Annotated in this window: 17 protein-coding genes; 2 read left to right on the top strand and 15 right to left on the bottom strand. The window is 60.4% G+C overall.

Annotation, left to right across the window (positions count from 1 at the left end; all coding sequences use genetic code 11):
- Nucleotides 1–52 precede the first annotated feature (52 nt).
- The 10 genes from ACMXYH_RS23940 to ccmA all read right to left on the bottom strand — a co-directional run bounded on the left by ACMXYH_RS23940 (nucleotide 53) and on the right by ccmA (nucleotide 7,417).
- Nucleotides 53–457, bottom strand: coding sequence for a hypothetical protein (locus tag ACMXYH_RS23940; RefSeq protein WP_129442235.1), 405 nt, complete (start codon nucleotides 455–457; stop codon nucleotides 53–55).
- 14 nt (nucleotides 458–471) lie between these two features.
- A complete protein-coding gene (gene ccmI, locus ACMXYH_RS23945) occupies nucleotides 472–1,674 on the bottom strand; it encodes a c-type cytochrome biogenesis protein CcmI (RefSeq protein ID WP_415765161.1) in 1,203 nt (400 codons plus the stop codon).
- Nucleotides 1,667–2,140, bottom strand: a complete 474-nt coding sequence (locus ACMXYH_RS23950; RefSeq protein ID WP_129442231.1) for a cytochrome c-type biogenesis protein — start codon at nucleotides 2,138–2,140, stop codon at nucleotides 1,667–1,669. Before ACMXYH_RS23950 ends, ccmI begins: the two co-directional genes overlap by 8 nt.
- Complete coding sequence (locus tag ACMXYH_RS23955; RefSeq protein ID WP_123364573.1) at nucleotides 2,137–2,673, bottom strand: DsbE family thiol:disulfide interchange protein; 537 nt, start codon at nucleotides 2,671–2,673, stop codon at nucleotides 2,137–2,139. The genes ACMXYH_RS23950 and ACMXYH_RS23955 overlap by 4 nt, the downstream gene beginning before the upstream one ends.
- On the bottom strand, nucleotides 2,670–4,658 hold the full coding sequence (locus tag ACMXYH_RS23960; RefSeq protein WP_415765163.1) for a heme lyase CcmF/NrfE family subunit: 1,989 nt from the start codon (nucleotides 4,656–4,658) through the stop codon (nucleotides 2,670–2,672). The genes ACMXYH_RS23955 and ACMXYH_RS23960 overlap by 4 nt, the downstream gene beginning before the upstream one ends.
- 3 nt (nucleotides 4,659–4,661) lie before the next feature.
- Entirely contained in the window at nucleotides 4,662–5,117 is a 456-nt protein-coding gene (ccmE, locus tag ACMXYH_RS23965; RefSeq protein ID WP_149629143.1) for a cytochrome c maturation protein CcmE, read from the bottom strand.
- Complete coding sequence (ccmD, locus tag ACMXYH_RS23970; protein ID WP_008145547.1) at nucleotides 5,114–5,290, bottom strand: heme exporter protein CcmD; 177 nt, start codon at nucleotides 5,288–5,290, stop codon at nucleotides 5,114–5,116. Before ccmD ends, ccmE begins: the two co-directional genes overlap by 4 nt.
- The gene (locus ACMXYH_RS23975; RefSeq protein WP_111451896.1) at nucleotides 5,287–6,042 is read right to left on the bottom strand and encodes a heme ABC transporter permease; all 756 of its coding nucleotides are present in this window, start codon (nucleotides 6,040–6,042) and stop codon (nucleotides 5,287–5,289) included. The genes ccmD and ACMXYH_RS23975 overlap by 4 nt, the downstream gene beginning before the upstream one ends.
- A 74-nt stretch (nucleotides 6,043–6,116) precedes the next feature.
- A complete protein-coding gene (ccmB, locus tag ACMXYH_RS23980; protein ID WP_008155797.1) occupies nucleotides 6,117–6,785 on the bottom strand; it encodes a heme exporter protein CcmB in 669 nt (222 codons plus the stop codon).
- Nucleotides 6,782–7,417 carry a cytochrome c biogenesis heme-transporting ATPase CcmA gene (ccmA, locus tag ACMXYH_RS23985; protein ID WP_007894233.1) on the bottom strand — a complete coding sequence of 212 codons (636 nt, stop codon included), beginning with the start codon at nucleotides 7,415–7,417 and terminating at the stop codon, nucleotides 6,782–6,784. The genes ccmB and ccmA overlap by 4 nt, the downstream gene beginning before the upstream one ends.
- A gap of 463 nt (nucleotides 7,418–7,880) precedes the next feature.
- Between ccmA and ACMXYH_RS23990 the strand changes: the two genes are divergently transcribed.
- Both ACMXYH_RS23990 and ACMXYH_RS23995 read left to right on the top strand, forming a co-directional pair.
- Nucleotides 7,881–9,455, top strand: coding sequence for a flagellar hook-length control protein FliK (locus ACMXYH_RS23990; RefSeq protein ID WP_415765164.1), 1,575 nt, complete (start codon nucleotides 7,881–7,883; stop codon nucleotides 9,453–9,455).
- Entirely contained in the window at nucleotides 9,452–9,781 is a 330-nt protein-coding gene (locus tag ACMXYH_RS23995; RefSeq protein WP_415765165.1) for an EscU/YscU/HrcU family type III secretion system export apparatus switch protein, read from the top strand. The genes ACMXYH_RS23990 and ACMXYH_RS23995 overlap by 4 nt, the downstream gene beginning before the upstream one ends.
- Nucleotides 9,782–9,897: 116 nt before the next feature.
- Here the strand turns inward: ACMXYH_RS23995 and ACMXYH_RS24000 are convergent, their stop codons facing one another.
- From ACMXYH_RS24000 to motD, 5 genes are all read right to left on the bottom strand, one after another.
- Entirely contained in the window at nucleotides 9,898–10,290 is a 393-nt protein-coding gene (locus ACMXYH_RS24000) for a DUF2802 domain-containing protein (protein WP_134422236.1), read from the bottom strand.
- The gene (locus ACMXYH_RS24005; protein ID WP_010456928.1) at nucleotides 10,291–10,776 is read right to left on the bottom strand and encodes a chemotaxis protein CheW; all 486 of its coding nucleotides are present in this window, start codon (nucleotides 10,774–10,776) and stop codon (nucleotides 10,291–10,293) included. It abuts the gene before it with no gap.
- A gap of 88 nt (nucleotides 10,777–10,864) precedes the next feature.
- Nucleotides 10,865–11,752 carry a CheW domain-containing protein gene (locus ACMXYH_RS24010; protein WP_415765166.1) on the bottom strand — a complete coding sequence of 296 codons (888 nt, stop codon included), beginning with the start codon at nucleotides 11,750–11,752 and terminating at the stop codon, nucleotides 10,865–10,867.
- A gap of 117 nt (nucleotides 11,753–11,869) precedes the next feature.
- Nucleotides 11,870–12,658 (bottom strand): ParA family protein, encoded by a 789-nt coding sequence (locus ACMXYH_RS24015; protein ID WP_046046365.1) that lies wholly within the window; start codon nucleotides 12,656–12,658, stop codon nucleotides 11,870–11,872.
- Nucleotides 12,659–12,701: 43 nt separating this feature from the next.
- Nucleotides 12,702–13,592 (bottom strand): flagellar motor protein MotD, encoded by an 891-nt coding sequence (gene motD, locus ACMXYH_RS24020; protein ID WP_415765167.1) that lies wholly within the window; start codon nucleotides 13,590–13,592, stop codon nucleotides 12,702–12,704.
- Nucleotides 13,593–13,605 lie beyond the last annotated feature (13 nt).

Below are 13,605 nucleotides of genomic sequence, written 5' to 3' on the forward strand. Positions count from 1 at the left end.
CTTTCTCAGACGCCAAAAAGCAAAACGGCGATCCAAGTATCGCCGTTTCTGTTTACTGCCCGAATTGCCGCCCCAACCCGCCCGGCACACCATGGATGTCTGTCTCTTCCCATGGCCCGTTCGGACTGATCGACCGGCTCCAGCCGTTGTCCCAGCGATAGTACGTGCGCTGGCGGTAGAAGGTGTTGGTCTGATCATCGAGTACGTACACGCCGAGCTTGGCATCCCAATGGCTGTTGCCACCCGGTGGCGGCGCGAAGCTCGCGGAGGTGCGTGGCAGCGGTTTGGCGGGCTTGGCCGGAATGCTCGGCTTGCCCGGTGTCGGTGTCGGGGACGGCGTCGGACGCGGCTGCGACGGCGGGATCGGTGGCAGCCGTTCAGGCTGCTGCGGTTGGACCACACAAGCACTTAACCCCAAAACCATACTGAGCAGGGTGATACGAGCGATGGCGGTCATAGTGGTGTTTCCTGTCATTTGTCCGGGCTGTCGATGGTCAGTGTTTGCTGCGCAATGGTGCTGCTGGCCAGAGGCTGGCTGCGACCGATCCATTCGCCGGCAGTCGGTTTGCCGGCGCGGGAGATGCGCGCAACCAGTTGGACTTCAGGGAAGTTCGACAGTTTCAACTGCGGCATCATTGCGTCGGCATCGCCCAGCTCGACGGTCGCCGGCAAGTCGGCCACGGTCAGGCGCTTGGCGGCCAATGGCGCAGGAGGCCCTGCGGTGGCGCGGGCGAAGATGAATACGCTGTCGCCCGGCTGAACCTTGGCTTTGAGCTCTGGTGCCAGATCCACGCGCACCTTGAGCAGTGCCGCCACCTTGGCGGCGGGCGCCTGGGCCACCTTGCCGCCGCTGGCTTCGAGTTTCTCGGTGGCCCGAGTGATGCCGCCTTGCAGCGCGGCGCGGGAACTGTCCTCCGGTGGCAGTTGCACCAGCAGGCGATTCCAGTAGTCGATGGCGTCCTGATAACGCTGGCTTTCAAAGGCAGCAATACCGAGCAACCCAAGGCTGGTGACTTCTTTCGGATCGGCTTTGAGTGCTTCGTCGGTCAGGGCCTGAACCTTGTCCGACCACTTCTTGCCGTCGGCGAAGTACTGGGCCTGCGCCCATTGACCCAACAGTTCCGGCTGACGCCCAGCCAGGTTCACCGTGCGTTCGAAGATCTTCGCCGCATCGCCAGGGCGATCCTGAGCCATGTACGTGCGACCAAGGAAGTACAAACCTTCGGCCGAATCCGGCTGAGCCGCGACTGCACGCTCCAGGCGACGGGTCATCTCTTCCATCGACTGCGGCGCCTGGGAGAATTCAAGGGTCAGTTCGACCTTGTCGCTCGCCCCGAAATGCAGGTACAAGCCAAGACCCAACACCGGCACCAGAATCGCCGCCAGCAAGGGCCACGGTTTGCCCAGGCGGGACACACGCGGCACCTCGACGCCTTCGGTGTCGGCGAGCAACTCACGGGCGGCTTCGGCGCGACCGGTGTCCATTTGCGCGGCGTCGAGAACGCCCTCTTCCTGCTGAGTCTGCAACTCGGCCACACGCTCCTGATACAGCGCGACGTTCAGGGCCGTACGATCCTCTTCAAGCTGGGCGCGACGACCACGCAGAACGGGAATCAACAGAAAACTCAGGGCAACCAGAAGTAGCAGACCTGCAGCGAGCCAGAAATCAATCATTCTTGGTTTTATCCAACAGGTGGTCGAGGCGCTCACGCTCCTCGGCAGAGAGCTCATCCTTGGTGTCAGCGCGTTGCACGCGACGACGGCGGACGATCACGGCGATGATCACAAAACCGCCCAGCAGCAGGCCGGCCGGGCCGAACCAGAGCAAAGCAGTCTTGGCGTTCAGAGCGGGTTTGTAGCGGACGAAATCACCGTAGCGGTCGACCATGAAGTCGATGATCTGCTGGTTGTCCTTGCCCTCGCCGAGCATGCGGAAAATCTCTTTGCGCAGGTCGGCGGCGATCGGTGCGTTGGAATCGGCAATGTCCTGATTCTGGCACTTGGGGCAGCGCAGCTCTTTGGTCAGCTCGCGGAAACGCTCACGGTCGCCTTCTTTGGCGAACTCATACGTGTCGATGGCCGCGTGCGCCACGCCGGCCATGCTCAAACCCAATACTGCGGCAGCTATCCAGCGCTTCATGGCTTGGCCTCATCGACCAGCGCCTGATATTTGGCCGCCAGTTTTTCGCGCCAGACCTGTTCATCGATCACACCAACGAACTTGTCGCGGATGATGCCCTTGGCGTCGATGAAGAAGGTTTCCGGAGCGCCATACACACCCAGGTTCAGACCCAATGTGCCTGCGTCGTCACGGATGTCCAACTGGTACGGATTGTGGAATTCCACCAGCCACTTCAAGGCGTCAGCGTTGACGTCCTTGTAGTTGATGCCGTAGATCACCACGCCCTTCTCGGCCAGTTTATTCAGCACCGGGTGCTCGACCCGGCAGGAAATGCACCAGGTGCCCCAGACGTTGACCAGTGCCGGTTTACCCAGAATGTCGGCCTTGGTCAGGGTCTTGTCGCCCTGCACTGCCGGCAGGGAAAACTCCGGGAACGGCTTGTTGATCATCGCCGAAGGCAGCTCGGCCGGGTCCAGATAGAGCCCGCGGTAAAGGAAAACAGCCACCACCAGAAAAATCACCAACGGCAACAGCATCAACCAACGTCTCATGCCGTGGCTCCTGTCATGCCCAGTGCTTCACGCACACGGCTGTTCACTTTGACCCGGTAACGGCGATCCAGCGCCGCCAGCAACCCGCCCAAACCAGTGAGCAGCCCACCGAACCAGATCCAGCGCACGAACGGTTTGACGTGGACGCGAACGGCCCAAGCGCCGTCGCCCAACGGTTCGCCGAGTGCAACATAGAGGTCACGGGTGAAACCGGCGTCGATCCCGGCTTCGGTCATCACCGAGTTCTGCACGGTGTAGAGGCGTTTTTCCGGGTGCAGCACGCTGACTTCCTTGCCGTTGCGGATCACCCGTACGGTGCCCTTGTCGGACGTAAAGTTCGGACCTTCGAAGTGCTTGGCGCCTTCGAACACGAAGTGGTAACCGGCCAGGTCCATGGACTCGCCCGGCGCCAGACGCAAATCGCGCTCGGCACTGTTCTGGCTCGACAGCACGACGCCGAGGGCACACACGGCGATGCCGAGGTGAGCGACCTGCATGCCCCAATAACTGCGGGTGAGGGTCGGCAGACCTTTGATCAGGCCTTTGTGGCGAGTCTTGTCGAAGATGTCACGCACACCGGCCAGCAACACCCAGGCCGCGAGCATGAACGTCGCAATCACCGCCCAGTTGAAATCGCCGTAAGCGACGCCAGCCACCACCGCCAGCGCGGCGCTGCCGAGCAACACCGGGGTCAGCATGCTCAACAGCCATTTGACCGGGGTGTCTTTCCAGCGCACCAGCATGCCGACCGCCATCACCATCATCAGCAAGGCCATCAACGGGATGAACAGTGCGTTGAAGTACGGCGGGCCGACCGACAGCTTGGCGCCGGTCATCGCATCGAGAATCAGCGGATACAACGTGCCGAGCAGAATCATCGACGCCGCCACCACCAGCACCAGGTTGTTACCCAGTAGCAGGGTTTCCCGGGACCAGAGGTTGAAGCCGACGTGGCTTTTCACCACGGGAGCGCGCAGGGCAAACAGCGTCAGCGAACCACCGACCACGAACAGCAAGAAGATCAGGATGAACACGCCGCGTTCAGGGTCGGACGCAAAGGCGTGCACCGAGGTCAGCACGCCGGAACGTACGAGGAAGGTCCCCAGCAAGCTCAACGAGAAGGCAGCGATGGCCAGCAACACGGTCCAGCTCTTGAACACGCCACGTTTTTCCGTGACCGCCAAGGAGTGAATCAGCGCCGTACCCACCAGCCATGGCATGAAGGAGGCGTTTTCCACCGGATCCCAGAACCACCAGCCGCCCCAGCCGAGTTCGTAGTACGCCCACCATGAACCGAGGGTGATGCCGATACCGAGGAAGGCCCAGGCGACGATGGTCCACGGACGGGACCAGCGAGCCCACGCCGCATCAAGACGACCGCCCAGCAGTGCAGCGATGGCGAAAGCGAAGGCCACGGAGAAACCGACATAGCCCATGTACAGCATCGGCGGATGAACGATCAGGCCGATGTCTTGCAGCAGTGGGTTGAGATCACGACCGTCCGCAGGAATCTGCGGCAGGATCCGGGCGAAAGGGTTCGAGGTGAGGATCAGGAACAGCAGGAAACCCGTGCTGATCATGCCCATCACTGCCAGAACGCGAGCCAGCATCACTTGCGGCAATTGTCGGGAGAACACCGAAACCGCGAAGGTCCAGCCGCCGAGGATCAACGCCCAGAGCAGCAACGACCCTTCGTGAGCGCCCCATACCGCGCTGAACTTGTAGTACCACGGCAATGCGCTGTTGGAGTTGCTGGCGACGTAGGCGACAGAGAAATCGTCGGCCATGAAGGCGTAAGTCAGGCAACCGAAGGCGAACAGCAGAAACGCAAATTGCCCCCAGGCGGCCGGTTGGGCGAGGCTCATCCACAAGCGGTCACCGCGCCAGGCACCGAGCAACGGCACCACGGCCTGGACCAGCGCGAAACACAGCGCCAGAATCATGGCCAAATGGCCGAGTTCAGGAATAAAGAGTCCGGACGTCATCGATCAACCCTCCTTCGCGGGCGTTGGAGCAGATTGACCGCTGTCTTTCAAAGCCTTGGTCACTTCCGGCGGCATGTACTTCTCGTCGTGCTTGGCCAGCACTTCGTCGGCCACCACCACGCCGTCGGCGTTGATCTTGCCCAGGGCAACGATGCCCTGCCCTTCGCGGAACAGGTCCGGAAGAATGCCGCGATAAGTGATGGTCACGGATTTATTGAAGTCGGTGACGATGAATTTCACGTCCAGCGAATCACCGGAACGTTGCAGCGAACCCTTCTCGACCATGCCGCCAGCGCGGATGCGCGTGTCTTGCGGGGCTTCGCCGTTGGCGATCTGGGTCGGGGTGTAAAACAGATTGATGTTCTGCTGCAGGGCGCTCAGGGCCAGGCCGACAGCAGCGCCGACACCGACCAGAATCGCGAGAATGATGATAAGACGCTTTTTGCGCAGCGGATTCACTTGCCGTTCTCCCGGCGCAGACGACGCGCCTCTTGTTGCAGATACCGCTTGCGGGCCAGGATCGGCGCCGCCACGTTGAGGGCCAGCACCGCCAGGCAGATGCCATAGGCTGACCAGACATACAGGGCATGATGGCCCATGGCGAGGAAGTCGCCGAATGAAGCAAAACTCATCGAGCGGCCTCCAGACTGTTCTGCACTTCGGCCTTGACCCAACTGGCGCGGGCTTCGCGCTTGAGCACTTCAAGGCGCATGCGCAGCAGCAACACCGCGCCGAAGAAACAGTAGAAACCCAGCACCGTCAGCAGCAGTGGCAGCCACATCTCGGCGGGCATCGCCGGTTTTTCAGTGAGGGTGAACGTTGCGCCCTGGTGCAGGGTGTTCCACCACTCCACCGAGTATTTGATGATCGGGATGTTGATCACGCCGACAATCGCCAAGACCGCGCAGGCCTTGGCGGCACTGTCACGATTGCTGATCGCATTGCCCAGCGCAATAAGACCGAAGTACAGAAACAGCAGAATAAGCATGGACGTAAGTCGTGCATCCCAGACCCACCACGAGCCCCAGGTCGGTTTGCCCCAGATCGCGCCGGTGACCAGCGCCACGGCGGTCATCCACGCGCCGATGGGCGCCGCGCATTGCAGGGCGACGTCGGCCAGCTTCATCTTCCACACCAGCCCGACGATGCCGCACACCGCCAGCATCACGTAGATGGACTGGGCCAGCATGGCGGCCGGAACGTGGATATAAATGATGCGAAAGCTGTTGCCTTGCTGGTAGTCCGGCGGCGCGAAGGCCAGGCCCCACACTACACCAACGCTGATCAGCAGCAACGCCGCGACGCTCAGCCACGGCAGCAGTTTGCCACTGATGCCGTAAAACCATTTGGGCGAGCCGAGCTTATGAAACCAAGTCCAGTTCATTACTGTTTCCATCACGGTTGCTCTTCGCTATGAAGAGCCAGGGTCTTTGCTGATCAAATTTTGACCAGACCTCATTATTCGCCGACGCTGATCTTCAGGCCAGCAGCTATTGCAAAAGGTGTCAGGGTTATCGCCAGGGCGGTCAGGCTACCAAGCCACAAGAGATAACCGGTCGCCGGCATTCCCTGCAATGCCGCCTGCAAGGCGCCACTACCAAGAATCAACACCGGGATGTACAACGGCAGAATCAGCAGCGCCAGCAACAGGCCACCGCGCTTCAATCCCACCGTCAGGGCTGCGCCCACCGCACCGAGCAGGCTCAGCACCGGTGTACCCAGCAACAAAGAAAGCAGCAACACCGGCAGACAGGCGGTTGGCAAACCGAGCATCAATGCCAGTAATGGAGCGAGCAAAACCAGTGCCAGGCCAGAGAAGGACCAGTGTGCCAGTACCTTGGCCAAAACCAGAAGAGGCAGGGGGTGCGACGAAAGGACCCACTGTTCAAGCGATCCGTCTTCGAAATCACTGCGGAAAAGCCCGTCCAGCGAGAGCAAGACCGATAAAAGGGCCGCTACCCAGACCAGTCCCGGAGACAAGGTTTGCAACAATTGAGACTCGGGTCCGACCGCCAACGGGAACAGGGAAACGACGATCGCGAAGAATACGAGCGGATTGGCCAGTTCCGCAGGACGGCGGAACAACAATCGGGCTTCACGGGCGACCAACAAGCCGAAAACACTCATACGGCCCAGTTCCCCAGATCAATGTCGCGATAGCCGGCCGGCATCCGGGTCAGCGTGTGGTGAGTGGTCAAGACCACCATGCCACCGCGCTCGCAGTGTGCGGCCAGGTGTTCTTCGAGTTGCGCCACGCCTTGTTTGTCGAGCGCGGTGAATGGCTCATCGAGGATCCATAGCGGCGGACTTTCCAGGTACAGCCGCGCTAACGCGACCCGGCGTTGCTGCCCGGCAGACAACGTGTGGCAAGGAACATCCTCGAAACCGCGCAGTCCGACGGCCGTCAGCGCTTGCCAGATCGCCTCATGGGAGGCCGGTTGATGCAAGGCGCAGAGCCAGCTCAAATTCTCTTCCGGCGTCAGCAGATCCTTGATCCCGGCGGCATGACCGATCCACAGCAGGTTGCGCGCCAGCTCAAAGCGTTGCTCGTTCAATGGCTGGCCGTTGAGCAGCACCTGACCGGCAGTCGGCTGCATCAGACCGCAAAGCAGACGTAAAAGGCTGGTTTTACCACTGCCGTTGGGGCCGCTGATTTGCAACATTTCGCCACTGGCCAGTCTCAATTCGAGATTTTCGAAGAGCAGCCGAAGGTCTCGCTCACAGGCGAGGGCAACGGTTTGCAGGACAGGACTGGTCAAGAGATCACGGGCCTTTTGGGTTCAAGTCGGCAGTGGAGCGGCCGTTAAAGATATGCAGGATAAATGCATTGGCGGCCCGTTCTAAGGAGCTGGATCAAGTATTTGAAATGTTTTCAGCGCCCCGGATACAACGGGGCGGCATTATACATGCCATGCCCCAACAGGGCGTGTTGACGTTAAATGATGGTCGCGCCGCCACCCCGGAAGGCACAAGACTAGGCATGAGGAGCGAAGTTTGGTATTCCAAATGAGTAACGAATAACGACGTATTGCGCCTTCCGGGGTAGCGGCCCTTCGGGTTGGCGTTGTGAGCGAGCCATGCAGCGTTGCAAGACTTGGTAAGGAAACGACCCTTACCGGCGTCTTGCGCCTTGCCTGGCACGCTCACAACACCAACGCGATCCATCATTTAACGTCAACACGCCCTGTTCAAGAGGGCAATTTCCTCAGGTTGTGACCGCGTATGACAGGCGAAATGAACATCCTCCCGCTACCGCAGACCACGCCCGCGACTTCGCGGCCGCTGGTGGTAAGTGGCGACCTGCTGAAGTTACTGACGCCGATGGAGGGCCTGATCACTGCGGGCCAGACCGCCAAGGCCGAAGTGCTGTCACTCAAGCAGGCGGATCAGACCTTTCAACTGTTGCTCAAGGTCACCCTCGACAGCGGCCGTCAGACCACGGTCCAGGCCACCAGCACCCAACCGTTGCCTCAGGGCACCAGCCTGGCGATCACCCAGCCGTCGGCGGGTAATCTGGCCGTCACCGTGCAACAGGCCATCGCCTCCAGCATCGCCACCCTCACCCGTATCGACACGGCGCAACTGCCCGTCGGCACCCTGCTGCAAGGCAAAGTGCTGTCCTCTCAGGTGTTGCCGCAGGTGCCGGGCCAGCCGACGGTGTTTCGCTCGATGGTGAGCTTGCTCAACACCGCGTTGAGCGGCAGCACCCTGAGCATCGACAGCCCGACGCCGCTGCGCATCGGTACCTTGCTGAGCGCGCTGGTGCAGGACACCCAGACGCTGAAGTTCGTGCCATTGAGCAGTCGTCAGGAGCAATTGGCGGTGACCCAACAACTGGTCAGTCAACAGAGTCGCCAGGGTTCGTTGGATGGCCTGCTCAAGCTCCTGCAAAACCTGCCGTCTTCGAATCAGACCTCCAGTGATCTGCGTGCCGCCGTCGACAAGTTGCTCGCCGGCCTGCCGGATGTTCAACAACTCAGCACGCCAAAGGGGCTGGCCCAGGCACTGGCCAATAGCGGGCTGTTCCTTGAAGCCAAACTGCTCAGCGGTCAGAACCCGACGCTGGCCCCGGACATGAAAGGTGATCTGCTCAAGTTGATCGCACAATTGACGCCAGGCCTGCCGGCCAACACCAATCTCAACGCGATCATTGCCGCCAACACTTTGGCCCAGGCCATGCCGAACTTCGTGCGCAGCGCTCTCGGCATGCTCGGTCAGGTCAGCGCCAAACCGCAGCCAACCCGCTTCCCGCTGCCCGAGCGCCTGTTACAAAGCATGGACGGCGAAGGCGATCTCGAGCACTTGCTGCGTTTGGCCGCAGCGGCTGTTTCGCGCCTGCAAAGCCATCAACTGTCGAGCCTGGAACAGACCGGCGTTACTGACGACGGACGGTTGATGAGCACCTGGCAACTGGAAATCCCGATGCGCAATCTGCAGGACATCGTGCCGTTGCAGGTCAAGTTCCAGCGCGAAGACGCGCCCGAAAAAGAACAACAAAACGAACGCCGCGACGAGCGCGAACCCAAACAACAATTGTGGCGAGTGGACCTGGCATTCGACATGGAGCCTTTGGGCCCGCTGCAGATTCAGGCACAACTGATCAAAGGCAGCCTGTCCAGCCAGCTGTGGGCCGAACGCCCGTACACCGCCAGCCTGATCGAAAGTAACCTGGCCGAACTGCGTCAGCGCCTGCTGGCCTCCGGCCTGAATGTCGGCGATCTCGATTGCCACCTTGGCACACCGCCACAAGGCCCTCAAACCCGTCTCGAACAACGCTGGGTCGACGAAACCGCATGAAAAACCCCAACACCCCGCGCCAGGCCATCGCGCTCAAGTACGACGGCACCCACGCCCCTACCCTCACGGCCAAAGGTGACGAAGCACTGGCCGAAGCCATTCTGAAGATTGCCCGCGATTATGAAGTGCCCATCTACGAAAACGCCGAGCTGGTGAAACTGCTGGCGCGGATGGAATTGGGGGAGAGTATTCCGGAGGAGTTGTATCGCACGATTGCCGAGATTATTGCGTTTGCGTGGAATTTGAAGGGCAAGTTCCCCAAGGGGCAAGATCCGGATGCGCCGATGGTCGAGAAGGACATTACCGAGCGTGGGGATGACTATTGATTCTGTGTTGAATGCAAAAAGATCGCAGCCTCATTTCACTCGACAGCTCCTACACGGGGTACGCCATCCCAATGTAGGAGCTGTCGAGTGAAACGAGGCTGCGATCTTTTGATCTGTCAGTTCTTGTGCAACTTACTCATCAACTCCGCCTCAGCCTGGGTCAAGCCGCAGGATTGAGTCAGTTCATCGACGCTCGCGCCCATACCGACCAGTTTTGCCGCCTGGGCAAACGACAGGCTCGACGGATCGCGCTGTTCCAGCTGAGCCAGTTTGTCCGGTAACGGGCCCACCACCGCGCGCAGTTCGTGCAGGTCTTCACCCATGCGCACGTTGCCGCTCTGGTAGTCGTCAACGCGCTTGCCCAGGTCCTTGATGCGCTGATCGCGCAGCGCATCGCCCTGGGCCTGTTGCGCGGCGATCAGTCGTTGGCCTCGTATGTACGCCAGAAACATCGCCAGCGTGCCTGCCCAGAAGAGGAACAGGACAATGACCGCTACCTCAAGAATCAATCAGATGTTCTCCAGGTCCGACCATTCTTCTTCGCTCATCATCTTGTCCAGCTCGACCAGGATCAGCAGTTCGTTGTTCTTGTTGCACACGCCTTGAATGAACTTGGCGGATTCTTCGTTACCGACGTTCGGCGCGGTCTCGATTTCCGACTGACGCAGGTAAACCACTTCGGCCACGCTGTCGACCATGATCCCGACGACTTGCTTGTCGGCTTCAATGATGACAATACGGGTGTTATCGCTGATCTCGGCATTCATCAGGCCGAAGCGCTGACGGGTGTCGATCACGGTGACCACGTTACCGCGCAGGTTGATGATGCCCAGCACGTAGCTCGGGGCACCCGGGACCGGGGCGATTTCGGTGTAGCGCAGGACTTCCTGAACGCGCATCACGTTGATGCCGTAGGTTTCGTTGTCCAGTTTGAAGGTCACCCATTGCAGGATCGGATCTTCAGAACCTTTTGCATTCGTCGCTTGACTACTCATACCCTGACCCCTCGAAAAACCGCTTCTGGCGGTGTGTGTTCTGTTGGCGGCATTCAACAATGCCGTCGCATACTTGTTATGTCGGCAGCTATGTCGGTTTGTGTAGCGGCTTGCTGCCGCTCATGTGCTTTGCCCCACCGCTGGCGATCAACTCGGCCAGGGCGGAAACGTCCAGCAGCGCACACATGTGCTCAATCACCGTGCCGGCTAGCCATGGCCGCTGACCTCGATGACTTCTCCATTTGATTTCGTTCGGGTCCAGGCGCAACGAGCGGCTGACATGATGCACCGCCAGCCCCCATTCGTAGCCCTGAACCGAAATAACGTATTGCAGGCCCTGGCGGAAATCGTCGCGGTAGCGGTCGGGCATGACCCAACGCGCGGTGTCCAATACTTTCAGGTTGCCGGCCTGGCTCGGCAGGATCCCGAGGAACCATTCCGGCTGACCGAACAGCGGTGTCAGCTCGTGACCGGCCAAAGAATAAATCGAGCCCAGACACACCAGCGGCACGGCCAGGGTCAGTCCGGCGACATCGAACAACAGGCATTCGAATGGCTCGGCGGCCCAGGACGGGCGACCATCGGTTTCCACGGGTGGTGGCGTGTTGCTCGGTGGCAGGTGGACTTCGACCACCGGTGGTACCAAGGCCTGCAGCAGCGGGGCGATGGTCGAGACCGGTGCGAGAACCGGCGCTAGTGCTTCGATCACGGCTACCGGTGCTTTCTCAACGACTGCCGCTACTACTGGCGCGGCAGCGACGGCAGGTTTCTGCGCATCACGGGCCTGCTCTTCGAGCACAGCAGCCTGGAACTCGTCCAGCGCGGCTTCAACCTCGAGCGCTTCAACAACCTCGACGACTTCAACCAGCGCTTCGACTTCCAACGGCAACTCTTCGGTCGCCTCCATCAGCAAGCTGTCCAGATAAGACTGCAGCGCCAGTTGCGGACGCGAGGTAACCTTCACCGGCCGGTTCATGCGCGCACCACCGTAGGAGCTGCCGCAGGCTGCGATCTTTTGGCGATTTCAAGGACGTCACAAAGCAAGATCAAAAGATCGCAGCCTGCGGCAGCTCCTACAGGAATTGGGTTCATCTCACGCCACCTGCGGAACAAGTTGTGCTGCCAGCAGATGCTTGAGCAACGCGCGATAAGCCAGCACTCCACGGCTCTTGCCGTCGAACTGCGAAGGCGTCACGCCGGCACGGCTGGCGTCACGCAAGCGAGTATCGACCGGGATGTAGCCCTGCCAGATTTCTTCCGGGTACTTGTCGCGCAACACCCGCAGCGTTCCGAGGGAAGCCTGCGTGCGGCGGTCGAACAGGGTCGGAACGATGCTGAACGGCAGCGCCTGTTTACGCGAACGGTTGATCATCGCCAGGGTGTTGACCATGCGCTCCAGGCCTTTGACCGCCAGGTGTTCGGTCTGCACCGGAATCACCAATTGCTGGCTCGCCGCCAAGGCATTGACCATCAGCACGCCGAGCAACGGCGGGCTGTCGATCACGGCATAATCGAAGTCCTGCCAAAGTTGCGCCAGGCTCTTGGCAATCACCAGGCCCAAACCACTCTGCCCCGGCGACTGGCGCTCGAGGGTCGCGAGTGCGGTGCTTGATGGCAGCAGGGAAATACTCTCGTGGCTGGTGGGCAACAGCAACTGACCGGGCAAGCCTTGCGGCACACTGCCCTTGTGCAGGAACAGGTCGTAGCTGCTGTGTTCCAGGCTGTCGGGGTCGTAACCGAAGTAGCTGGTCATGGAGCCGTGGGGGTCGAGATCGACCACGACCACGCGCTTGCCCGCCTCGGCCAGTAAACCGGCTAAAGCGATAGAGGAAGTGGTTTTACCGACACCACCCTTTTGATTGGCGACTGCCCAGACTCTCATTCGGATTGTTCCTCCCGGTCGAAATGGTCGACCGAGGAAAAGCTCAACGTATTAATGCGGGTGACGGAGAATTGACGGCACTCTCTCGTCCCGGCGACTTGACCGGGGTCGGTGCAGTTTGTGTGCCAGCACGCTTCAACGCGGCATCCGGTTTCGCATTGGCGGTTCCGGTACCCGTGAGGCTGCGGCGTACATCGAGATTTCGTGACACCACCAGCACCACGCGACGGTTACGCGCCCGACCCTCGGCCGTCGCGTTGTTGGCCACTGGCTGGAACTCGCCGTAACCCACCGACGCCAGGCGACCGGGGTTCACACCCTGCATCGCCAGCATGCGCACGATGCTCGCCGACCGGGCCGAGGACAGCTCCCAGTTGGTCGGGTATTGCGAGGTGCGAATAGGTTGATCGTCAGTGAAGCCTTCAACGTGAATCGGGTTGTCGAACGGTTTCAGAATCGCGGCAACCTTGTCGATGATGTTGAACGCGATGTCGCTGGGCATGGCGTCGCCGCTGCCGAACAACAGGCTGGAATTGAGTTCGATCTCGACCCAAAGCTCGTTGCCGCGAATGGTCATCTGGTTGGAGCTGATCAAGTCGCCGAACGCGGCGCTGATGTCGTCGGCGATGCTTTTGAGCGGATCGCTGGCACCCGCGATACCGGCGTCGACCTGCTCGGCGTCTTTAACCAGCGGCTTGGCCGGGGTCACGGTCTTCGGTCGCTCGTCGCCGATCGGGATCGGCTTGAGGGCGCGGTCGGAGTCGGTAAAGACCCCGATCAACGCTTCGGAAATAACCTTGTACTTGCCTTCGTTGATCGAAGAGATCGAGTACATCACCACGAAGAAAGCAAACAGCAACGTAATGAAGTCGGCGTACGAAACCAGCCAACGTTCATGGTTTACATGTTCTTCAGGTTGCCGACGACGAGCCATAATCCATTACCCC

It is taken from the genome of Pseudomonas frigoris (assembly GCF_047758635.1).
Classification (GTDB): Bacteria; Pseudomonadota; Gammaproteobacteria; order Pseudomonadales; family Pseudomonadaceae; genus Aquipseudomonas; species Aquipseudomonas frigoris.

Bases quoted from the DNA above. Each gene is read 5' to 3' on its own strand.
- ACMXYH_RS24015 (WP_046046365.1), bottom strand. From the start codon at position 12,658: ATGAGAGTCTGGGCAGTCGCCAATCAAAAGGGTGGTGTCGGTAAAACC.
- ACMXYH_RS23995 (WP_415765165.1), top strand. From the start codon at position 9,452: ATGAAAAACCCCAACACCCCGCGCCAGGCCATCGCGCTCAAGTACGAC.
- ACMXYH_RS24010 (WP_415765166.1), bottom strand. From the start codon at position 11,752: ATGAACCGGCCGGTGAAGGTTACCTCGCGTCCGCAACTGGCGCTGCAG.
- ACMXYH_RS23940 (WP_129442235.1), bottom strand. From the start codon at position 457: ATGACCGCCATCGCTCGTATCACCCTGCTCAGTATGGTTTTGGGGTTA.
- ACMXYH_RS23960 (WP_415765163.1), bottom strand. From the start codon at position 4,658: ATGACGTCCGGACTCTTTATTCCTGAACTCGGCCATTTGGCCATGATT.
- ccmD (WP_008145547.1), bottom strand. From the start codon at position 5,290: ATGAGTTTTGCTTCATTCGGCGACTTCCTCGCCATGGGCCATCATGCC.
- ccmB (WP_008155797.1), bottom strand. From the start codon at position 6,785: ATGAGTGTTTTCGGCTTGTTGGTCGCCCGTGAAGCCCGATTGTTGTTC.
- motD (WP_415765167.1), bottom strand. From the start codon at position 13,592: ATGGCTCGTCGTCGGCAACCTGAAGAACATGTAAACCATGAACGTTGG.
- ACMXYH_RS24005 (WP_010456928.1), bottom strand. From the start codon at position 10,776: ATGAGTAGTCAAGCGACGAATGCAAAAGGTTCTGAAGATCCGATCCTG.
- ACMXYH_RS23955 (WP_123364573.1), bottom strand. From the start codon at position 2,673: ATGAGACGTTGGTTGATGCTGTTGCCGTTGGTGATTTTTCTGGTGGTG.
- ACMXYH_RS23990 (WP_415765164.1), top strand. From the start codon at position 7,881: ATGACAGGCGAAATGAACATCCTCCCGCTACCGCAGACCACGCCCGCG.
- ACMXYH_RS23950 (WP_129442231.1), bottom strand. From the start codon at position 2,140: ATGAAGCGCTGGATAGCTGCCGCAGTATTGGGTTTGAGCATGGCCGGC.
- ACMXYH_RS23975 (WP_111451896.1), bottom strand. From the start codon at position 6,042: ATGAACTGGACTTGGTTTCATAAGCTCGGCTCGCCCAAATGGTTTTAC.
- ccmI (WP_415765161.1), bottom strand. From the start codon at position 1,674: ATGATTGATTTCTGGCTCGCTGCAGGTCTGCTACTTCTGGTTGCCCTG.